General features: G+C 59.2%; 21 protein-coding genes. 13 read left to right on the plus strand and 8 right to left on the minus strand.

What is annotated here, in order from left to right; genetic code table 11:
• The first annotated feature begins 28 nt into the window (after positions 1 to 28).
• The 7 genes from QYH43_RS10275 to QYH43_RS10305 all read left to right on the plus strand — a co-directional run bounded on the left by QYH43_RS10275 (position 29) and on the right by QYH43_RS10305 (position 2,988).
• Positions 29 to 211: a hypothetical protein gene (locus QYH43_RS10275; RefSeq protein WP_095152358.1), complete on the plus strand. Its 183-nt coding sequence runs from the start codon at positions 29 to 31 to the stop codon at positions 209 to 211.
• A 106-nt stretch (positions 212 to 317) separates the two neighbouring features.
• Positions 318 to 638, plus strand: a complete 321-nt coding sequence (locus tag QYH43_RS10280; protein ID WP_095059129.1) for a YbjQ family protein — start codon at positions 318 to 320, stop codon at positions 636 to 638.
• Between the two features lie 147 nt (positions 639 to 785).
• Positions 786 to 974 (plus strand): hypothetical protein, encoded by a 189-nt coding sequence (locus tag QYH43_RS10285; protein ID WP_095152341.1) that lies wholly within the window; start codon positions 786 to 788, stop codon positions 972 to 974.
• Positions 975 to 1,284: 310 nt separating this feature from the next.
• Positions 1,285 to 1,653 (plus strand): bacteriocin, encoded by a 369-nt coding sequence (locus tag QYH43_RS10290; RefSeq protein ID WP_095059132.1) that lies wholly within the window; start codon positions 1,285 to 1,287, stop codon positions 1,651 to 1,653.
• A 111-nt stretch (positions 1,654 to 1,764) separates the two neighbouring features.
• Complete coding sequence (locus QYH43_RS10295) at positions 1,765 to 2,232, plus strand: glycine zipper domain-containing protein (RefSeq protein ID WP_301157012.1); 468 nt, start codon at positions 1,765 to 1,767, stop codon at positions 2,230 to 2,232.
• 199 nt (positions 2,233 to 2,431) lie between these two features.
• A complete protein-coding gene (locus QYH43_RS10300) occupies positions 2,432 to 2,650 on the plus strand; it encodes a hypothetical protein (protein ID WP_095059134.1) in 219 nt (72 codons plus the stop codon).
• A 92-nt stretch (positions 2,651 to 2,742) separates the two neighbouring features.
• Positions 2,743 to 2,988, plus strand: coding sequence for a hypothetical protein (locus QYH43_RS10305; RefSeq protein ID WP_256580351.1), 246 nt, complete (start codon positions 2,743 to 2,745; stop codon positions 2,986 to 2,988).
• 213 nt (positions 2,989 to 3,201) lie between these two features.
• Here the strand turns inward: QYH43_RS10305 and QYH43_RS10310 are convergent, their stop codons facing one another.
• Both QYH43_RS10310 and QYH43_RS26910 read right to left on the minus strand, forming a co-directional pair.
• Complete coding sequence (locus QYH43_RS10310; protein WP_095059135.1) at positions 3,202 to 3,606, minus strand: hypothetical protein; 405 nt, start codon at positions 3,604 to 3,606, stop codon at positions 3,202 to 3,204.
• Positions 3,603 to 8,477, minus strand: a complete 4,875-nt coding sequence (locus QYH43_RS26910) for an RHS repeat-associated core domain-containing protein (protein WP_367316890.1) — start codon at positions 8,475 to 8,477, stop codon at positions 3,603 to 3,605. The genes QYH43_RS10310 and QYH43_RS26910 overlap by 4 nt, the downstream gene beginning before the upstream one ends.
• A gap of 244 nt (positions 8,478 to 8,721) precedes the next feature.
• On the opposite strand from QYH43_RS26910, the gene QYH43_RS10330 reads away from it, so the two are divergent.
• A complete protein-coding gene (locus QYH43_RS10330) occupies positions 8,722 to 9,417 on the plus strand; it encodes an HAD-IA family hydrolase (protein ID WP_095059364.1) in 696 nt (231 codons plus the stop codon).
• A gap of 57 nt (positions 9,418 to 9,474) precedes the next feature.
• On the opposite strand, the gene QYH43_RS10335 is transcribed toward QYH43_RS10330, so the two are convergent.
• Positions 9,475 to 10,221, minus strand: a complete 747-nt coding sequence (locus QYH43_RS10335; protein ID WP_301157013.1) for a 3-oxoacyl-ACP reductase family protein — start codon at positions 10,219 to 10,221, stop codon at positions 9,475 to 9,477.
• A gap of 126 nt (positions 10,222 to 10,347) precedes the next feature.
• Here QYH43_RS10335 and QYH43_RS10340 point away from each other — a divergent pair, with 126 nt between their 5' ends.
• On the plus strand, positions 10,348 to 11,274 hold the full coding sequence (locus QYH43_RS10340; protein ID WP_095152705.1) for a LysR family transcriptional regulator: 927 nt from the start codon (positions 10,348 to 10,350) through the stop codon (positions 11,272 to 11,274).
• A 30-nt stretch (positions 11,275 to 11,304) separates the two neighbouring features.
• On the opposite strand, the gene QYH43_RS10345 is transcribed toward QYH43_RS10340, so the two are convergent.
• Positions 11,305 to 12,039 carry a phosphoadenylyl-sulfate reductase gene (locus tag QYH43_RS10345; RefSeq protein ID WP_301157014.1) on the minus strand — a complete coding sequence of 245 codons (735 nt, stop codon included), beginning with the start codon at positions 12,037 to 12,039 and terminating at the stop codon, positions 11,305 to 11,307.
• 172 nt (positions 12,040 to 12,211) lie between these two features.
• On the opposite strand from QYH43_RS10345, the gene thrH reads away from it, so the two are divergent.
• Positions 12,212 to 12,829 carry a bifunctional phosphoserine phosphatase/homoserine phosphotransferase ThrH gene (gene thrH / locus QYH43_RS10350; protein ID WP_095059371.1) on the plus strand — a complete coding sequence of 206 codons (618 nt, stop codon included), beginning with the start codon at positions 12,212 to 12,214 and terminating at the stop codon, positions 12,827 to 12,829.
• Positions 12,830 to 12,922: 93 nt separating this feature from the next.
• Here the strand turns inward: thrH and pabB are convergent, their stop codons facing one another.
• The 4 genes from pabB to QYH43_RS10370 form a co-directional block, all read right to left on the minus strand.
• A complete protein-coding gene (pabB, locus tag QYH43_RS10355; RefSeq protein WP_301157015.1) occupies positions 12,923 to 14,266 on the minus strand; it encodes an aminodeoxychorismate synthase component I in 1,344 nt (447 codons plus the stop codon).
• Positions 14,267 to 14,419: 153 nt separating this feature from the next.
• Positions 14,420 to 15,406: an alpha-L-glutamate ligase-like protein gene (locus QYH43_RS10360; RefSeq protein ID WP_095059373.1), complete on the minus strand. Its 987-nt coding sequence runs from the start codon at positions 15,404 to 15,406 to the stop codon at positions 14,420 to 14,422.
• A complete protein-coding gene (locus tag QYH43_RS10365) occupies positions 15,406 to 16,941 on the minus strand; it encodes an inactive transglutaminase family protein (protein WP_095059374.1) in 1,536 nt (511 codons plus the stop codon). The genes QYH43_RS10360 and QYH43_RS10365 overlap by 1 nt, the downstream gene beginning before the upstream one ends.
• Positions 16,942 to 16,946: 5 nt before the next feature.
• Positions 16,947 to 17,483: an ATP-dependent zinc protease gene (locus QYH43_RS10370; protein ID WP_301157016.1), complete on the minus strand. Its 537-nt coding sequence runs from the start codon at positions 17,481 to 17,483 to the stop codon at positions 16,947 to 16,949.
• Positions 17,484 to 17,782: 299 nt separating this feature from the next.
• Here QYH43_RS10370 and QYH43_RS10375 point away from each other — a divergent pair, with 299 nt between their 5' ends.
• From QYH43_RS10375 to prpC, 3 genes are all read left to right on the plus strand, one after another.
• Positions 17,783 to 18,502 (plus strand): GntR family transcriptional regulator, encoded by a 720-nt coding sequence (locus tag QYH43_RS10375; RefSeq protein WP_095059376.1) that lies wholly within the window; start codon positions 17,783 to 17,785, stop codon positions 18,500 to 18,502.
• The gene (gene prpB, locus QYH43_RS10380; RefSeq protein ID WP_053157387.1) at positions 18,499 to 19,389 is read left to right on the plus strand and encodes a methylisocitrate lyase; all 891 of its coding nucleotides are present in this window, start codon (positions 18,499 to 18,501) and stop codon (positions 19,387 to 19,389) included. The genes QYH43_RS10375 and prpB overlap by 4 nt, the downstream gene beginning before the upstream one ends.
• Positions 19,390 to 19,548: 159 nt before the next feature.
• On the plus strand, positions 19,549 to 20,676 hold the full coding sequence (prpC, locus tag QYH43_RS10385) for a 2-methylcitrate synthase (protein ID WP_053157390.1): 1,128 nt from the start codon (positions 19,549 to 19,551) through the stop codon (positions 20,674 to 20,676).
• Positions 20,677 to 20,879: the final 203 nt, after the last annotated feature.

The following is a 20,879-nucleotide window of genomic DNA, read 5'->3' on the forward strand; positions in this document are numbered from 1 at the left end:
ATACACACTCGTCATGCAGGACCTCACCATGGAACAGGCGGAGCTGGAAAAGATTCATGTGGAGATCGTCAAGCTCATGGCCGAGCAGCGCAAGTTGAACGCTGAGGCTGGAAAGATGACCCGCGAGACTTTTTGGTATCCGGTGGCCGTTGCCACAGGCCTGATTGGGACTGTAGCGACTGTCACTACAGTGTTGATCAAACTTCTGTAACTCCATTTACCGAAGCCTGTAAGAAAGCGTTATCAATGGCTTCTGCAGTGGCGTGTCCTGTTAAACGCCTTGCGTGAAACCCCAGAAATCGACCAAAGGAAGCTCCATGATCACCACCACGACCCAAACCATTGAAGGCCGACAAATCACGGCTTACCTGGACATTGTCAGCGCCGAGTCTGTGCAGGGGATCAACGTTGTCCGCGACGTCTTCGCCGGGATGCGGGATATCTTTGGCGGGCGTTCCCAGACGTTGGAGCGCGCGTTGCAGGAAGCGCGGATGCAGGCCACCGACGAAATCAAGGAGCGGGCGCGCGCCCTTCATGCGGATGCGGTGGTGGGGCTGGATTTTGAGATCAGCATGCCAGCCGGCAAGGGTGGAATGGTGGTGGTGTTTGTGACCGGGACGGCGGTCAAGCTTGGATGAAACAGGGAGTAAGTCATTCGTCGGGCACGCAATGAGCTGGATGACAGGTCTGGTTGTGACCGGCTAGTCTGAAACCCTTGGTGATCGGTATTTTTCAGGCAAATCCGGACTTGCCGGTATCGATTCCGTTTGGAGAGGGGTGAAGAGATGGCTGATCCGTATATCGAGGACGACGGTGCAGAGTTTCCGATCAACAACTATGTACAGTGTGGGCAGACCGAGTATGTAGCCAGCTTTGGTGAAGACCAGACGGAGGTCGACAGAATCAAAACCCGAGCTTGCCGAGTCCAGAAGGGCAAATTCCTACCCAAGGTTCCTGCCCCTGTCAGGAAGTAATTGACCCGAAAGCAGACCCCGCCAATGAGCGGGGTTTTTCTTGCCGGAAAGATTTGTAACCAGCAATCATCTGCCAGAGATTTTTCACAAAGTTTTCACAGACACCCTCGTAGTCTCAGCTCATCCGTTAGAAAGCAACACCTGGCCCGTTTCCCCAGCGGGCTTTTTTTTGTCCGCAATAAAACCTTTCCCCAAAACGCTGTCCAACGCTCGCAAAACGCGATGTTGAACCGGCGTGCTGGACATCGTCTGCACGAAAGCATTCAATCTCGCCCCTTCTTTGTTTAGCTCTATTTTTGAGGTTTTCGTGATGCGTTTAACACTGCCTGCTGTGATTCTGGGGCTTTTGGTTACTCAAGGTGCAATGGCTGGCGACGGCACCGCCGCAATCGGCGGTGGTTTGGGCGGCGCACTGGGTAACGTCGTGGGGCAGAGCATGGGCGGCAGCACCGGTGCTGCGATTGGTGCTGGCGTGGCTGGCGCGGCAGGCAGTGCAGCGGCCGCCAAAAAAGGTCATCGCACCAGCGCAGCGATCGGTGGTGGTGTTGGCGCCGCGGGTGGTTCGGTGATCGGCAATAGCCTGGGCGGCAAAACCGGTTCGACCATCGGTGCAGGTCTGGGCGGTGCGTTGGGCGGCGGCGTGGGCAGCAACCTGGCCCACGGTAAAAAAGGTCACTGATCCTGATTGACTCTCGAAAAGCCCGGTTTGATGCCGGGCTTTTTCGTTTATGAACGATTTGCGCTATAACGCCTCGAATACTGCATACCCTGGAAGATCGTGAGGCGTGCCATGAACCCGAAAGCCCAAGGCAATAATTCTACGAGTCTGAATGTTCGACGTTTGTCGTTGCCTGCGTTTGTTTTTGGATTGTTGATTGCCCCGGTTGCGCTGGCTGCAGGTGATGGTGATGCGGCGGTAGGCGCCGGTCTTGGCGGGGTGTTGGGTAACGTCGTCGGTGGGCAAATGGGCGGCAGCACCGGTGCAGCCATTGGCGCTGGCGTGGGCGGGGCGGCGGGCAGCGCGGTCGCGGCGCCCAAGGGCAGTCGCACAGAAGCGGCGGTTGGCGGCGGTTTGGGCTCGGCGGGTGGTTCGGTGATCGGTAACAGCCTCGGTGGCTCGACCGGGTCGGCCATCGGCGCTGGCGTGGGTGGCGCAGTGGGGGGGGCCGTCGGCAACAACCTGGGCACCGATAATGACCACTCCCATTCCGATGGGGGTCATAAACATAAGAACAAACACAAAAATAAAAACCATTGAGCCACAGTGCTCAACAGCAGAAACCCGGCCCGGTGCCGGGTTTCTTGTTTCTGTCGCTCGGACTTCGTAGCAGTGACCTGTAGGCCGATTGATCGAGTCTTGCAGTCGAATGACCGGTTGTCTTCTGGATCGAACGCGGTCATCGCCCTGGCCCTCAAAACATCAGAGCCTGTATTTCAGGCCCCATGAGAGGTGCCAGATGAACACTGATCCGAAAGACTCCGATATCGACGAAACGCCGGAGTATCCGCTGCCGTCCCCTACCGATTCCTTAAGCCGCGATCAGCGCCCGCCTGATGACGAGGCAGGTGTCGAGCAAGTGCCGAACGAGGATGTAAGGCGTGGTGATAGTGATGTTGAGGCGAATCCTGATGATTCAGATAGTGCCGATGAGGACGGCTTGGGTGAGCCGAGCTGATCCATATTTCCAGGGCCGCGAGTTGATGGAGCTACCCCCTTGAAACAGCGCGGCTGCCAGATCAGGTATGCGACTTTGAAAGGAGGTGCACCATGATCAGGTCAAAAGTGATCGCGTTGACGGTAGCTGGATTGTTATCGGCCAATTCATTGATTGCCTTTGTTCAGTCTTCGGGCGGCGGGCCGCCAGTCGACAAGGGTGGAATGCCGCCCTATACGGAAATGAACGCAGAGAAGTCGGGACCAGAGAATGTGTTGCCACCAGGCAGTATTGGTGGCGGGAATGGGGGGATGCGGATGGGAGTAATACAAATCCGGGGAAGGGGAGTGGGTCTATGAGTGGTGGCGGTTTGAGGGAGAGTGGTCCTGGGGGGGCTGGAGGATCAGGTCGTTCTGAGGAGAATACGAGTGTGGGGGCGGGTGGTTAGTTTCAGTTCCTGCTCCGAAGTTTATAACCCAGCGATCCGCTGGGTTTTTGTATATGACGTTAAGTATGATCCTCGGTCTCATTATAGTAATGATCATGCCAGACCGTGAGAAAAGAGAATCAATTCATACCTCCGGTTGCTTTGGAAAGGAGTCAATCCATTGCTTATAAAATTCCCTTTGCTCTTGAATGTCGTTTGTAATGTCTGTTTCTTCATAGTCGAAAATGTTGACTATATCTTCCGGTTCAGATGTTTGGCCTAACGTAAGTTCATAAGCCACTATACCAGCAGACATTTGTGATGCCATTCTTGATGGGTAGACATTGAGCTTCGCTCCTTTACAGAAGAATTTCGTTTCTGAAAAGTCGGCTCGTAATAGTCCGAGGCATTCATACAAGTCATGTGCTGCATAGATTTTTTTTGAGCCGTCCTCCATCACTAATCCGATCGTTCGCTTTTGCCGATCACATTCAATAAAGATTTTCTGAGTAATCCCATTTGTGCTTGTCGGTATTTCAATAATCTTCATGGCCATTTCCTGTTTGGATTAGGTATTGAGTAACCCTTGTAGCTACCATCAGCGTTAACGGGAGAGGCGCCTAGAATATCTTTGCTATCTATGCCTCCTGGCATCGCTATCTCGACTTCTCTTCTATGAGGCGAAAGAATGCCGAGTTTTTTATTTACATCTATCCCGCGAATATTTTTTATTGTATAGACGAATCCATCTTCAAATCCTTGCCCGGTTGCAAAGTTTATTGCTTGTGTTTCTGAAGTCGACGTACTGACAAAAAAGCTTGGAGGATTTCGGTTGTCTCGTGCGTGTAAATAAACATCCATACTCTCTCCGAGTGGTTCAAATCCAACGTCAAAAATCTCCCAGGGTTCCCGTGAGTCTCCTCGGTAAAGATATCGATTTTTAGGTTTTGAATAGGGCGCATTGGGTGCTCCCTCATCCACCTTCGCCTTCCCCGCCGGATCATGCTCCCCAATCGACGGCTTTTTGCACCCATCCCCCCCCGGACATTCAGCCAACCCCAACGGATCCACCCACCCCGTCGGGTTCCGCGTGTACTGATACGAATTCAACCCACCCGCCAGTTTCAACGGATCCGGCGTCAGATAACGCCCGATGTCCGGGTGGTAATACCGATGCCGGTTGTAGTGCAGGCCGCTTTCCGCGTCGAAGTACTGCCCCTGAAAACGCAGCGGTTGTTCCAGTTGTTCGCCGCCGCCGTGGCTCAGTTGGCGGACCTTGCCGTAGGCGTTGTATTGCGCCGACCAGACGATTTCGCCGCTGTAGGCGGTGAGTTCTTGCGGGGTGCCGAGGTGGTCGAGTTGGTAGTAGAACGGGCAGGCTTTTTTCGGGCCTTTGCCGTCGAGCAGGGCCAGCGGGCGGAAGGTGCCGGGTTCGTAGACGTAGCTGCGGTAGTGCTTCGGGCCGCTTTCGGCGACGAGCTGGTCGCCTTGCCAGAAAAACTGGGTGGTCTGGCCGTCGACGGTTTTCTGGATGCGGCGGCCGAAGGCGTCGTAGCGGTAGGACGTTTCGCGGCCGTCGGCGGCGGTGTGGCGGATCAGACGGTGCTGGCTGTCGTAGGCGTATGCCGTGACTGACGTCGGCGTTGTGCCGCGGCGTTCGCGGATCAGGTTGCCGAAGGCGTCGTAGTCGTAGTGGCTGTCGCCGTTGCGAAGCAGGCGATTGCCGTCGAACGCCGTCGGGCCGGGGCGGTCGTGGATCAGCAGGTTGCCGGCCGGGTCGTGGGTGAAGTTTTCCGGCGGTTGTGCGCGGGTGTGGCGCACGCTGGTCAGGCGGTCGAGCGGGTCGTACTGGTAACGGCGCTGGCCGTGGCGCGTGTCGGACAGGGCGTCGAGGTTGCCGTTGGCGCTGTAGGCATAATCGCGGCGGTACAGCGATTGGCGGTTCTGGCTGACAGCATGCGCCTGCAAACGGCCTTGATCGTCGTAGGCGTATTCGCTGAGCAGCAGGCCTTGCTGGCGCTGCTGTTCGCGACCTTGGCTAAAGCTGTGTGCGGTCAACCGTGAACCGTTGAGGTCGATCGCCGTCAGCGCACCGTCCTGGCCGTGCCGATATTCGAGCACGCTGGCGTCCGGCAGGCGCAAACGCTGGAGCCGGCCGCAGCTGTCATAGGCGTAACGCAGGGTGCCCCAGCCCTGGTGCTCGGTGATCAAGCGGTCCTGGCGGTCGTACTCGAATTCCAGCGGGTGGTCGTGGCCGTCGTCGACGCTGAGCAGCCGTCCGAGGTTGTCATAGCGGTAACGGACCTCAATGCCGTCGGGCAGGGTCTTGAGCAGCAGGCGCCCGGCGCTGTCCCGCTCGTACGCCGTAACCAACGTAGACCCGTCATCGCCAAACTCGGTTTTCTCCAGCAACTGGCCGTTGCGGTCGTAGGCATACGCGGTGCGCCGCCCATCGAAGCCGGTTTCCTGTCGGATCAATCCGCCCGCCGTGTAGTCCAGGCGATAGCGCTCGCCGGACTCGTTCTCGATCTCGGTGAGCAGCAGCTGCGCGTGGTCGTAGCGGTAATTGAGCTGCGTGCCGTCGGGGTTGAGGCGGCGGCTGACCAGATGCAGGTCGTCGGCGTACTCGTAGCGGATGATGCGCCCGAGTTCGTCGCGTTCGGCGGTGACCTTGCCGTAGGCGTTGTAGCTGTAGGCGCGGTGGGCGCCGTTGGGCAGGGTCAGTTGCAGCAGGCGGCCGACGGCGTCCCACTCGTAACGGGTCAGTGCGCCGTGGGCGTCCGTTTGGGTAATCCGGCGTCCCAGGACGTCGTAGGAAAAACGCCGCTGACTGCCGTCCGGCAGGGTTTCTTCAAGCAGTTGCCCGAGGTCGTTCCAGACGAATTGATGGCCGCTGCGGTCCGGGTAGCGAATCGTCAGCAGCCGCCCTTGCTGGTCGTAGAAATAGCGGGTGATCTGCCCGTCCGGATCGGTGACAGCGCAGATGTCGCCCTGGGCATTGCGCTCGTATGTCCACGTCGCCTGCCCGCGATAACGGGCGTGGAGGAAGCCGTCGCGGTATTCGTAGGACGTCGGTTCATCCAGCGGCGGAATCAGCGCGATCAGCCGTCCGACTTCGTCGTAGCGGTATTCGGTGACGGCGCCGAGGGCGTCCTGCTCGGCGATCAAGCGGCCCTGTGCGTCGTAGGCCTTGTGCTGTTCGCCGCCGTCGAGCCCGACCTGACGCACCAGCCGCGCCCGCTCATCGTGTTGGTAAAGCTCTTCACTGCCGTCACTGTTGTGCACCGTGACCTGGCCGTGGTCATCCCAGGTGTAACGCGCCTCCATCTGCGCAAACGAGGCCCAGTGGCGGATGCAGCGTGCCGCCTTGCCGGTGCGCTCCCACTCCCAGAAAAAACTCGCGCCCCCGGCCAGTTGCCGTTGCAGGATGACGTGCTGCTCGTCGTAGTCATAACGCTCGCTTTCGCCCGCGGCGTTGCTGGCTTCGATCAGGCGCTGGCAGGCGTCGTAGCGGTAACTGACCAGGGTCTGTTCGGTGCGCCAGGCGTGTTCTTCGGTGCTGGCGCGTTGCCGCACTTGATAGTCGACGGCGATCAGGTGCCGCCGGTCGTAACGCAGCAACAGCGCACGACCGGCGCCGTTGTCGAGACGTTGCAGACGATCCAGACGGTCGCGGGACACGCTCAGCCGGTTGCCGTAGGCGTCGCTGATTGCGCTCAGGCGGCCGTCGCGGAAGTGGTAGAAACGCGGCGTGTCGCCGGCCAGGGCGAGGATCAGTTCGTCCGCCACTTCACCCAGATAGATCGCCGCCCGCGACAGGCTGTTGTGGATCACCGGGCGTTCGACGCTCGGTCGCGGAAACGGCGTGCGGCGGTTTTCCGGGTCGATCCAGATCACCTGGTCGCCGTCGATTTCCAGGCGCTGGGCCAGGGAATGGCTCCAGCCAAAACCCAGACCGCTGTCGAGTTCGACGGCGCTGGTGCGATAGAGGCGGGTGAAGTCGAACGGCAAAATGCCGTCGAGCGTACCGTCGGTGAGGGTCAGCAGTTCTTCGCCGGTGACCATCGACACCGGGCATTTGTTGGTGGCGGTGTTATCGACGGTGTCGGCGCTGTCGCCGTTGGGGTTGGTGGCCTGTTTCGGGGCGTCGTCCCGCTGTTCGTGACGTCCGAGGCGGGTGCTGGGGGCGGACTTTTTGCGCGCCATGGCGACCGGGTTCGGCACCTCCAGCACCGGTGAGTTGGCAGCGGAGATCAACAATGGAACCGCAGGCGCCGGTTTCAACGGCGCATTCCGGGCATTGACCATCAATGGCTTGAGCGCACCGGCGTGGGCCGCCAGGTCAGACCGCGATGTCAGCTCGGCCAGGCGCAGGCTTGCCGCTGCCAGCCATTGGCGAGCGCGCCCGGATTTGATCTTGTTGAGCACCTTGGCGCTCAAGCGGATCTTCAGACCCATCGGACCGGTCAGACACATCAGCAGGAAAGCGACCAGCAGTTCCGTGCGAACTTGCGCCACAACCTCGGCGATGTACTGCGGTGGCAGCAGCTTCAACCAACTGGTAAACGCGGCCACATAGATGAACATCAACGGCTCATCGCTCAGCACCAGCAACAGGTTGGCGATGGCCTCGGACGAAGCGCTCAGCAACGTTTCCAGTTCGGCTTCAGTCAGGTACTCAAGGAGCTTTTCGCTGTTCGCTTGCAGGTCTTCGATCAGGGCATAAACCTGCTTCACGTCATCCCACAAACCGTGCAGCGACAGTTCGAAACCACGCCAGTCAGCCTGTTGCAGCGTGCGATAACGCTCTGCGAAGCCCGCTGCGGAAAACTCCGCCCACAAGGGCTCGAACTCAGCGCTCCACTCGTTGCGTAACCAGCCTTCGAGTTCACCGATAACGCCCTGATAGGAGGCGTACAGCGCTTTGACGTGGTCGGTGGTGACGTTAGGAAAGAACGTGATTCGATAACGCTGGCCGCGCCAACAGCGGGGGATTTCGAGGATGCCGCTGGGGCCGATGGTTTCGTGAATCGGCTCACCGTACTGCGGTTCACCCTGACCTTCGTTGAGCAGCGGTTCGAGCATCACCGGCGTGTTGCCGATCGGCACGAAGCGCGCGGATTCAAACATATGCACCAAGGTCAACGGGCCGCTGGCGGGGCAGCTGGCGACGGTTGAGCTGACGGGCGTGGTGGAATTTTTAGGGGCGCTGAGACGTACTTCGTTGCCGACCGTAAACACCTGCTCGACATCCAGCACCCGACCGGTCCAGAAGCTTTCCGCCCAGGCCTCGTAATCGTTGAGGCACAGGCGGAATTCCCCGAGCAGGGCTTCAAAGTTCGGCCGCTCGGGGTTCATGGCGGCGACCACGAGCAAGCCAATGGTGTTGTTCAGGGCCAGCAGCTTGTCAGGGGCGAGCATGGGCAGTCTTTCGTTTGGCGGAATGTGGGGCGCCAAACTCTGCGGGGGATCAACGAGGAAAGAAGTCAGGAAAGGAGGTGTTTGATGTAGGGGGAATCGCTATTTCGCAGCGATCCGCTCGACAGCGATCGGGATTTCATTGCTCTGCGCCTGCGACGCTCGTTATGCTGCTGAAACCTTTAATCAGCCCGGCCCCCGTTCCAGTTATCCATCCCGGGATGCCTTTGAAAACGGATCAGACGCGATGAATGCAACGCTGAAAGCAATCGGCCCGATCAAAGCTGTGATTTTTGATATGGACGGTTTGCTGCTCGATACTGAGGGCATCTACACCGAAGTCACGTCGATCATCGCTGCGCGGTATGGCCGAACCTTCGACTGGAGCATCAAGCAGAACATCATCGGGCGCGGCGCGGGTGATCTGGCGCGTTATGTGGTTGAAGCGCTGGACCTGCCGATTACCGCGCAAGAGTTTCTGGTGATCCGCGAACCTCTGATGCGCGAGCGTTTTCCTACAGCGCAGGCAATGCCTGGCGCACAGGAACTGGTGCGGCATCTGAAGGCCAACAACATCCCAATCGCGGTGGGCACCAGTTCGACGAGCCAGTCGTTCGGCCAGAAAACCACCTTGCACCGCGACTGGTTTGCGCTGTTCGATTTCATTGTCACGGCGGATGACCCGGAAGTGGGCGCAGCGAAACCGGCACCGGATATCTTCCTGACGGCGGCGCGGCGGTTGGGGGTTGCCCCCGGGGATTGCCTGGTGTTCGAGGATTCGCCTTTTGGTGTCACAGCGGCGAAAGCGGCGGGGATGGCGGCGATTGCGATTCCGGATGCGGCGATGGCTGACGAAAAATACGCACACGCGGATGGCATTCTTCGTACGTTAAAAGCGTTCGAGCCCGGTGCTTGTGGTTTGCCGGCACTGGAATGGGGCTGACAACAGAAAATGTGGGAGCGAGCAAGCCGCTCCCACATTGGTTTTTCGTTTAACTCATCAGGCGCCAAAACCACCGTCGATGGTCAGGCTTGCCCCGGTGATGTAGCCAGCCTCCGGTCCAACAAGATAGGCGACGAAGCTGGCGATTTCCTCGGCTTTGCCGTAACGGCCCACCGCCATCAACGGGATCAAGCTGTCAGCGAAGTCGCCGTGGGCAGGGTTCATGTCGGTGTCGACCGGGCCCGGTTGCACGTTGTTGATGGTAATGCCTTGCGGGCCGAGGTCACGGGCCAGGCCTTTGGTCAGGCCGACCAGCGCCGACTTGCTCATGGCGTACGGGCCGCCACCGGCGAAGGGCATGCGATCGGCGTTGGTGCTGCCGATGTTGATGATGCGGCCGCCTTCGGTCATGTGCTGTGCGGCGGCTTGAGTGGCGATGAACACGCTGCGCACGTTGATCGCCAAGGTCTGGTCGAAGTCTTCGAGTTTGAAATCGGCCAGCGGTGCGACGGCCAGAACCCCCGCGTTGTTGACCAGGATATCCAGTCGTCCGAAAGCTTCCACCGTCGCATTCACCGCGCTGCGGATGGCCTCGGCGTCGGCGCTGTCAGCCTTGATTGCCAGGGCTTTGCCGCCTTGGGCGGTGATGCTGTTTTGCAGTTCCTCGGCCTTGGTCGTGGAGCTGACGTAGGTGAAGGCAACGATCGCGCCTTCAGCGGCCAGGCGTTTGACGATGGCGGCGCCGATACCGCGGGAACCACCTTGAATCAATGCCACTTTGCCGCTGAGGTTCTGAGTAGTCATGTCGATCTCCAAAGTCCCGAGGCGAGATGTCCCGGTTGATGGAGCCTAGTATCGATTGAGGATTACAGGCTGTGTAGACGGTAATTGCTATAGTCTGTGTAAACCATAAGTTTATAGTGGTGTGTCATGGAAACCTTCAGCAGTATTGAATGCTTTGTGCGCAGCGCCGAAGTCGGCAGTTTCGCCGAAGCCGCGCGACGCTTGAGCCTGACACCGGCGGCGGTGGGCAAGAGCGTGGCCAAACTTGAAGCGAATCTGGGGGTGCGGTTGTTTCAGCGCAGCACCCGCAACCTCACCTTGACTGAGGCTGGCCAGTTGTTTTTGAGTCAGGTCAGCGCCAGCCTGACGACTATTCAGAACGCCGTGGCCAATTTGGCCAGCGCCGAAGGTCTCCCGGCGGGCACCTTGAAAGTCAGCATGGGCACGGTGTTCGGGCGGTTGTATGTCGTGCCGATGCTCGGTGAGTTTCTGCAGCGATATCCGGCGATCAACCCGGACTGGCATTTTGATAATCGTCAGGTTGACCTGATCGCCCAAGGGTTCGACGCGGCGATTGGTGGCGGATTTGAATTACCCCAGGGGGTCGTGGCGCGCAAGCTGGCACCGGCGCATCGGGTGTTGCTGGCATCTGCCGATTATCTTGCGCGGCGCGAAACGATCAGGGAGCCCGATGATCTGCAACACCACGATGGCATCCTCATCCGGTCGCCCCAGACCGGTCGAGTGCGTTCCTGGCAGTTGAGCGGACGCAGCCCCCAGCACTGCCGGCCATTGATGCTCAAGGCGCGAATGACCATGAGTGATTCGGATGCGGCTTGCGCGACGGCGGCCCAGGGTTTGGGGGTTGCGCTGGTGAGCATGCCGTTCGCGGTGAATTATCTGGAGGCGGGCACATTGCAGCGTGTGTTGCCGGACTGGTACATCGATGACGGCAACATTTCGATCTATTACGCCGAGCACAAACTGCTGCCGGGCAAGACTCGAGCGTTCGTCGACTTCATCATCGAGCAGTTTGCCGAGCAAGGGTTGGCACAGCGATTTAGTGCTGCTTGAGCAGCACTCGAGACCGAAGTTGAATCGGGGTCAGCCCTTGCTGATGATGTTCCCGGCATGCAACCCACATTCTTTCTGCGTGGCTTCTTCCCACCACCAGCGACCTTCGCGCTCGTGCTGGTTCGGCAGCACAGGGCGGGTGCAAGGCTCGCAACCGATGCTGATGAAGCCGCGTTCGTGCAGGCTGTTGTACGGCAACTCCAGCATGCGGATGTAACCCCAGATTTCTTCGCTGGTCATTTGTGCCAGTGGATTGAATTTGTACAGGGTGCACTCCGGGGTGGAGAACGCGGTGTCAATTTCCATCACCGCGACGGCGCTGCGGGTGCCCGGGCTCTGGTCCCGGCGCTGGCCGGTGGCCCAGGCCTTCACGCCAGACAGCTTACGGCGCAGCGGCTCGATCTTGCGGATACCGCAGCATTCGCCATGACCGTCCTTATAGAAACTGAACAGGCCTTTTTCCTTCACAAACGGTTCGAGTTTGGTGTGGTCCGGCGACACCAGTTCGATGTCGATCTTGTAGTGCTCGCGCACTTGATCAATGAAGCGGTAGGTCTCCGGGTGCAGGCGACCGGTGTCTAGGCTGAACACCTTGACGTTCTTGTTCAGCTTCCAGGCCATGTCCACCAGGACCACATCCTCAGCGCCGCTGAAGGAGATCCACAGCTCATCGCCAAACTCGGCAAAAGCCAGTTTCAGAATGTCCTGGGCGGATTTATTGGCATAGGTCGTGGCGAGTTCCACGACGTCGAACGATGGGCTCATCAGGGCGGCTTCCTACAGGTCGGTGGCGCTGGGCGCTCTATATGGGCCGATGTTAACAAAAAGCTGCGCTGATCGGGGCACCCTCTGCGTTGCGCAGGCAGGCCCGAATCGCTAGAGTTCGGCAGTCTTTTTGCTCGCTCGACTCAATAATCAATACAAATGGGAGTGTCTTGTGGAAATTGCCTGTCTGGATCTTGAAGGTGTACTGGTCCCGGAAATCTGGATCGCCTTCGCCGAAAAAACCGGGATCGAATCCCTCAGGGCCACCACCCGGGATATTCCCGACTATGACGTGCTGATGAAGCAGCGCCTGCGGATCCTTGACGAACACGGCCTGAAGCTCTCGGACATTCAGGAAGTGATCGCCACGCTCAAGCCGCTGGACGGCGCCATCGAGTTCGTCGACTGGCTGCGTGAGCGCTTCCAGGTGGTGATTCTGTCGGACACCTTCTATGAGTTCTCGCAGCCTTTGATGCGCCAACTGGGCTTCCCGACCTTGCTTTGCCATCGTCTGATTACGGATGACACCGGGCGGGTAACGAGCTATCAGTTGCGTCAGAAAGATCCCAAGCGTCAGTCGGTCCTGGCGTTCAAGAGCCTTTACTACCGCGTGATTGCGGCGGGCGATTCCTACAACGACACCACCATGCTCGGTGAAGCGGATGCGGGGATTCTGTTCCATGCGCCGGACAACGTGATTGCCGAGTTCCCGCAGTTCCCGGCGGTGCATACATTTGAAGCGTTGAAGCAGGAGTTCATCAAGGCTTCGAATCGGACCTTGAGTCTTTAATCGGCCGGACTGACGCTTTCGCTGGCAAGCCAGCTCCTACAAGATCGATGCGAGGCACGCGATCCTTGTAGGAGCCGGCTTGCCGGCGATGCTTCAAAGGTTTTGCAGGGTATCGAGCAGCACTTTCACCTTGGTGATCGATTCCTGATATTCGGCCTGCCACTCGGAGTCGGCCACAATCCCGCCACCGCCCCAGCAACATACCTGCCCATCCTTGACCAGCAAACTGCGAATGGCGATGGAGCTGTCCATCTCGCCCCGCACATCGAGATACAACAACGAACCGCAATACAGTCCGCGTCGGGTGGGTTCCAGCTCGTCGATGATTTGCATGGCGCGAATCTTCGGTGCGCCGGTGATTGAGCCGCCGGGGAAGCTGCCGGCGATCAGGTCCAGGGCATCGCGCTCATCCGCCAGTTCGCCGGTCACGCTGCTTACCAGGTGATGCACGTTCGGATAGCTTTCCAGGCTGAACAACTCCGGCACCCGAACCGAACCGGTGCGGCAGGTGCGCCCAAGATCGTTGCGCAGCAAGTCGACGATCATCAGGTTTTCCGCGCGATCCTTGGGGCTGGCCAGGAGTTCGGCGGCGTTCGCCGCGTCTTCGGCGGGTGTGAGGCCTCGGGGGCGCGTGCCTTTGATCGGGCGGGTTTCAACGTGACGCTCGCTGACTTTGACGAAGCGCTCCGGCGACAAACTCAGCACAGCACCGCCGTCGGGCAGGCTCTGAAAACCGGAAAACGGTGTCGGGCACGCCGCCCGCAACGCGCAATAAGCCACCCATGGATCGCCCTGGCAGGGCGCACGGAAACGCTGGGCGAAATTGACTTGATAACAGTCGCCGGCCTGGATGTATTGCTGAATGCGCTCGATCGCCTGGCGATACTCGCCAGCGTTCAGGTCGGCAATCATCGGGGTTTGCAGTTTGAAAGGCCCTACCGGCTCAGACGCCGGTTGACTGAACAGCGCGATCAAGCGTTGGCGCTCGCTGTCGGTCAGGGTCGGGTGAAACACCAGTTGGCTACTTTTCTGCTGGTGATCGCTGATCAGCGCCCAGTCATAGAGGCCGAAACGTGCATCGGGCAATTGCAGGTCGTCCGACGCCTGACTCGGCAGGTTTTCCAGATGTCGGCCGAAGTCGTAACTCAGGTAGCCGATCAAACCACCCGCAAACGGCAGTTCATAAGGTGCCGAAATCGACGCTTCACCCAGCCGTGTCAGGTTAGCGCGCAGGCGTTGCAGGAAATCGCTGCCACTTTCGTCAGACGCTACCGCCAATTGCTCCAGCGGCCAGGCACTGAGCAGGTCATAGCGGCCACGGTTGGCGCTCGGCCGGCCGCTGTCGAGCAGCACGGCGCCGGGGGCATGGCGGATCGCCGCGAAGTATTGGGCGGGGTTGGTGCGATAGGGCAGCGGGTGTACGGAACAGGTCAACATGGGCGGGGAAGATCAGCCATCGAGGCGGGGTGGCGATTGTAGTCCCCTCGGGGAATTGCTCCTAGAGGGGATGTCGGGGATTGGCAGATCAGTAGCGGTGAGTGTGACACCTGTGGCGAGGGAGCAAGCTCCCTCGCCACAAAGTGCCATAAGTCAGCCCTCGACCGGCGGAATATGCCCAAACATTTCCTGCACAAACGCCACGCGCTCTTCAACGGTTTCAATCACGCCGCGAGCCTTGAGCTCTTCCAGCCGCGCTTCGACCGCATGGGTGCGCAACGTCAGTCCGCAATCGTTGGCAATCTGGATATTCAAGCCCGGCCGGGCATTGAGCTCCAGGATCAGTGGGCCTTTTTCCTGGTCCAGCACCATGTCGACACCGATGTAACCCAGCCCGCACAGCTCATAACAACCGGCGGCGAGTTTCATGAAACCGTCCCAGTAGGGCAGTTGCACGCCGTCTACCGCGTTGGTGGTGTCCGGGTGTTTGGTGATGATGTTGTTCAACCAGGTGCCGCGCAGGGTCAAGCCTGTCGCCAGGTCGACGCCGACACCGATGGCGCCCTGGTGCAGGTTGGCCTTGCCGCCGGACTGACGGGTCGGCAAGCGCAGCATGGCCATCACCGGGTAACCCATGAGCACAATGATGCGGATGTCCGGCACGCCTTCGTAGCTGATGCTCTTGAAGATCTGGTCCGGGGTGACGCGATATTCGATCAGCGCCCGGTCGCGGTGCCCGCCGAGGGAGTACAGGCCGGTCAGGATGCTGGAAATCTGATGCTCGATTTCCTCGTGGCTGATGATCTTGCCGGACACCGTGCGATAGCGGCCCTCGAAGCGGTCGGCAATCACCAGAATGCCGTCGCCGCCAGCGCCCTGGGCCGGTTTGATGACGAAGTCGTTGCGCCCGCCGATGATCTTGTCGAGGTTGTCGATTTCCTTCTCGGTGGAAATCACGCCATACAGCTCCGGCACATGAATGCCAGCCGCGATGGCGCGCTCCTTGGTGATGATCTTGTCATCGACAATCGGGTACAGGCTGCGCTTGTTGTACTTGAGCACGTAGTCCGCGTTGCGCCGGTTGATGCCCATGATGCCCCGGGCTTCCAGGGCCTTCCAGGTCTTCCAGAAGCCGAACATCAAGCGTCAGCCTTTTTCAGGAAGGCCTTGAAACGCACCAGTTCGGTCAGGCGGTAGCCGCGATAACGCCCCATCGCCAGCATGAAACCCACCAGGATCAGCAGGATCGCCGGGAAGGTGAAGACGAAGTACACCAGCTCCGGCACGCTCATGATCAAGTGCGCGAGGGACGCTGCGAACAGCGTGCCGATGGCCACTTTCATCGCATGGCTGGCGCCGCGTTCTTCCCAGGTGATCGACAGGCGTTCGATGGTCATGGTCAGAATCACCATCGGGAACAGCGCCACCGACAACCCGCGCTCCAGGCCAAGCTTGTGGCTGAACAGGCTGATGGCCGCAATCAACACCACCACGAAGGTCAGCACCACCGACAGTCTCGGCAGCATCTGCAACTTCAAGTGTTCGAGATAGGAGCGCAGGGACAGGCCCAATGCGGTAATGATCGTGAACAGCACAATGCCGAAGCCCAGCTGGGTCTCGCGGAACGCCAGGGCGATCAGCACCGGAGTAAACGTGCCCAGTGTTTGCAGGCCGATCAGGTTGCGCAGGATCAGGATCACCAGCACGCCAATCGGGATCATCACCATGATCATGAAGGTCTGCTGGGTTTGCAGCGGCAGGCCGTACAGCGAGTATTCAAGGAAGTTGGCGTCGGTGTTTTCATCGGTCAGCTTGGCTAGGCGAATGGCGTTCATTTCGCTGTTGTTCAGGCTGAAGGTCACGCTGGCTTTCTTGCCGCCGTCGACGGTGATCAGGTTTTCGTCGCCGGTCCACCACAGCAGGCGGTCGGTTGGCAGGCCTTGTTCGCCGGTTTCCGGGTTGAAGTACAGCCAGTCGGTGCCGTTGAAACTGCGCAGCCACAGCTCCGGTACTTGCGGCTGGTCCGCTACCAGGCGAATGGTGTGGACTTTTTCCACCGGCACGTGGGCGATGGACAGCAGCAATTCGACGATTTTCGCCTTGTGCGGCGTGGACGGATCACCGGCCAGCAGCAGTTTCACGTTGTCGTCGCCGAGATTGTTGACACGTTTGATGGCTTCGCCGATGAAGGTCTCGACGTCGGCCGAGTGCTGGCGGATCGGCGCGAGCAGGGCTTCGGCGGCGATTTTTTCCGGGCCTTCGATGACCATGCTGTCACGGAACGTCGGGCCTTTTACTTTGAGTTTCTCGCCGGAATAGCGCTTGGTCAGCACCAAACGGTAATACAGGGTCTGGTTGCCCTTGGCCCGGCGCGCCGACCAGGTGACCTTGCGGTTGCCGTCGACCCGGTTCACCGCCACGCCGTAATTGTTGGAAATGAAGCTTTCATTAAGGCTGACGAAGTCGCGGCTCAGGGGCGGCACGAACATCTGGATCTTGACCGGGTCCTTGGCACTGGCGACGAACTCGACTTTGGCGTCGATGTTCCACAGGTCGTCGGTGGCGTCTTCGGTCACCGGAATGCCCAGCACGAAGATCTGATAGGCCGTAACTGAAATGCCCAGCACCACCAGGATGGCGATCAGCAGTTTCAGATGAAGGGTAAGAGAGCGCATTGGAATTACTCTGCGGTATGAGCGTCGGTGGTGCAGGCGGGTTTGCCGGCAGCATATTTAAGGCTGGGGTCGACCAGCGCATCGAATCGTTTGAGGGCTTCGGAGCCGATCAAGAGCGGGTATTGGAAAGCACTTCGGTCAGTAAGGTTCACTTCTATACTGCGCAAAGCCGAGCCCATGCAGATATCCAGCTCAATGACAGGGCGGGCCGTGTACTTCTTGCCTTCTTCCGGGTCGTAGTCGCCGGCCCGGCGCTTGATCTTGCTGACACGGGCCAGTGGCCGTTCAATCGGGTGCGAATGGGCGGCGTCGATGGCCAGGTAAAACCGTACCCATGACTCGCCATTGCGTTTGAAACGTTTGATGTCTCGTGCACTTAAAGAAGCGGTTTTGGCGCCGGTGTCGAGTTTGGCGGCCACTTCCAGGTCGATGCCATTAAGGGAAGCGTATTCGTTGAGGCCATACACGGTCTTTTCCCCTGCCAGCGCAAAGCCGGGCAGGCAAAGGAAATAAAGGAATGTGGGGAAGGGCTTGAGTCTCATAAATCCTGGTGCGCAGCGGTCCGTACTTCGATTCAGGGCCCTGGCATCGCTGCGCAAGCTCCTTCGTATGCCTGTCAGGGTTTTATGACAGGCCGTGCAGATGTGACAAACAAATCGGGCGGCATTCTAGCACGGTGGTTTTATGGTGCCAGCGCTGGCCGACAGCTAAAAATCGTCAGGCTGCTTCATTATGAAGCAACCGGTTATCAGAAGATTGTCGACAATATCGATTTAACCTTTGACTCGGCGCCCTGTATTCGCTAATTTTTGCGGCACTGGCTTACAAGGTGTCGACAATCATGCTGGATCAACTCGATCCCCCGGTGTTCACGCAAGACGATACGGAGACGCTTTCCGAGAACGTCTTCCGCCGCATTCAAGCGGCCATCGTCAAAGGCGATATCGCCCCGGGCAGCAAAATCTCCGAACCGGAACTGGCGCGCACCTACGGCATCAGCCGTGGACCGCTGCGCGAAGCCATTCACCGTCTGGAAGGCCAGCGCCTGCTGGTACGTGTTCCGCATGTCGGGGCGCGAGTGGTGTCGCTTAACCATGCCGAACTGGTCGAACTCTACGAAATCCGCGAGTCCCTTGAAGGCATGGCCTGCCGTCTGGCTGCCGAGCGTATGAGCGTAGAAGAAATCGACGAATTGCGTCGGGTGCTGGAAACCCACGAGCGCGATGCGGCGTTTCAGGCCGGTGTCGGCTACTACCAGCAGGAAGGCGATTTCGACTTCCACTACCGAATCATCCAGGGCAGCGGCAACCGCACGCTGACCCAAATGCTCTGCGGCGAGCTGTATCAACTGGTGCGCATGTACCGCATCCAGTTCTCCACCACGCCCAATCGCCCACACCAGGCGTTTGCCGAGCACCACCGAATTCTCGATGCCATCGCCGACCGTGACGGTGAACTGGCCGAGTTGTTGATGCGCCGTCACATCGGCGCCTCCAAACGCAACATCGCCCGTCATTACCAGGACGGCGCTAACCCGACAGCCAAACGAGGTGAGTCATGAGTTTGAACAAGAGCACTCCAGGCCAGCGTTTCCGCGATGCGGTCGCCAGCGAGCATCCATTGCAAGTGGTCGGCGCGATCAACGCCAACCACGCGCTGTTGGCCAAGCGCGCCGGTTTCAAGGCGATCTACCTGTCGGGTGGCGGGGTGGCTGCTGGCTCCCTCGGCCTGCCGGACCTGGGCATCACCGGTCTGGATGACGTGCTGACCGACGTGCGTCGCATCACCGACGTCTGCGATCTGCCATTGTTGGTGGACGTGGACACCGGTTTCGGTTCGTCGGCCTTCAACGTGGCTCGCACCGTGAAGTCGATGATCAAGTTCGGCGCAGCGGCGATTCACATCGAAGACCAGGTCGGCGCCAAGCGCTGCGGCCACCGTCCTAATAAAGAGATCGTGACCCAGCAGGAAATGGTCGACCGTATCAAGGCCGCCGTCGATGCCCGTACCGATGACAGCTTCGTGATCATGGCCCGTACCGACGCCCTGGCGGTGGAAGGTCTGGAGTCTGCCCTGGATCGTGCCGCTGCCTGCATCGAAGCCGGCGCCGACATGATTTTCCCGGAAGCCATCACCGAGCTGGACATGTACAAGCTGTTCGCCAGCCGCGTGAAAGCGCCGATCCTGGCTAACATCACCGAATTCGGCGCGACGCCGCTGTACACCACCGAGCAACTGGCCGGGGCCGATGTATCGCTGGTGCTGTACCCGCTGTCGGCTTTCCGCGCCATGAACAAAGCCGCAGAAAACGTCTACAACGCGCTGCGCCGCGATGGCACCCAGGCGAATGTCATCGACACCATGCAGACCCGCATGGAGCTCTACGATCGCATCGACTACCACACCTTCGAGCAGAAGCTCGATGCGTTGTTCGCCGCGAAGAAGTAATGATCTAAAGATCGCAGCCTTCGGCAGCTCCTGCACCGACCTCTTTCTCCTGTAGGAGCTGTCGAGTGAAACGAGGCTGCGATCTCTTCGGCAATACGCGATAGACCTGATGAATCAAATTTTGCCGATTCCCTAATAAATTCAAGATTGGAGACAGCAATGGCCGAAGCAAAAGTACTCAGTGGCGCCGGGCTCCGTGGCCAGGTTGCCGGGCAAACCGCACTGTCCACCGTGGGCCAGTCGGGTGCCGGTCTGACCTATCGTGGTTATGACGTTCGTGAACTGGCGGCTGACGCGCAGTTTGAAGAAGTCGCTTACCTGCTGCTGTACGGCGAACTGCCGAGCAAAGCGCAACTGGCCGCCTACGTTGCCAAGCTGAGCAAGCTCCGTGACCTGCCGCAAGCGTTGAAAGAAGTGCTGGAACGCATCCCCGCCGACGCCCACCCGATGGACGTGATGCGCACCGGCTGCTCGTTCCTGGGCAACCTGGAGCCGGAGAACAACTTCTCCGAGCAGCACGACAAGACTGACCGCCTGCTGGCTGCATTCCCGGCGATCATGACCTACTGGTATCGCTTCAGCCATGAAGGCAAGCGCATCGAATGCGTGAGCGACGAGCAGTCCATCGGCGGTCACTTCCTGCACCTGCTGCACGGCAAGAAGCCGAGCGAGTTGCACGTCAAGGTGATGAACGTTTCGCTGATCCTGTACGCAGAGCACGAGTTCAACGCATCGACCTTCACCGCTCGTGTTTGCGCATCGACCCTGTCCGACCTGTATTCCTGCATCACTGCGGCCATCGGTTCGCTGCGCGGTCCGCTGCATGGCGGCGCCAACGAAGCGGCGATGGAAATGATCGAGCGCTTCAGCTCGCCGGAAGCGGCGATCGAAGGCACCCTCGGCATGCTCGAGCGCAAGGACAAGATCATGGGCTTCGGTCATGCGATCTATAAGGACAACGATCCGCGCAATGAAGTGATCAAGGGCTGGTCGAAAAAACTCGCTGACGAAGTGGGCGACAAAGTGTTGTTCCCGGTCTCCGAAGCCATCGACAAGACCATGTGGGAGCAAAAGAAACTGTTCCCGAACGCCGACTTCTACCATGCCTCGGCGTACCACTTCATGGGCATTCCGACCAAGTTGTTCACACCGATTTTCGTCTGCTCGCGCCTGACCGGCTGGGCGGCGCACGTGTACGAACAGCGTGCCAACAACCGCATCATCCGTCCAAGCGCCGAATACACCGGCGTCGAACAGCGCAAGTTCGTGCCAATCGAACAACGCTGAATGGTGGGAATGCCTGCACAGGTCACTGAATGAACCGGTGACCCTGTAGGAGCTGGCTTGCCAGCGATTGCGATTTGTCATTCAACATTTTCGTTGCCTGACCCGACGCGATCGCCAGCAAGCCGGCTCCTACAGAGGTCGGTTTCAATTCGAACCCTGTGCCAGGCCCCACCCTTTGTATCTACCGTGACCGAGTCCTGACC

It is taken from the genome of Pseudomonas sp. C32, from assembly GCF_030417915.1.
Lineage (GTDB): Bacteria > Pseudomonadota > Gammaproteobacteria > Pseudomonadales > Pseudomonadaceae > Aquipseudomonas.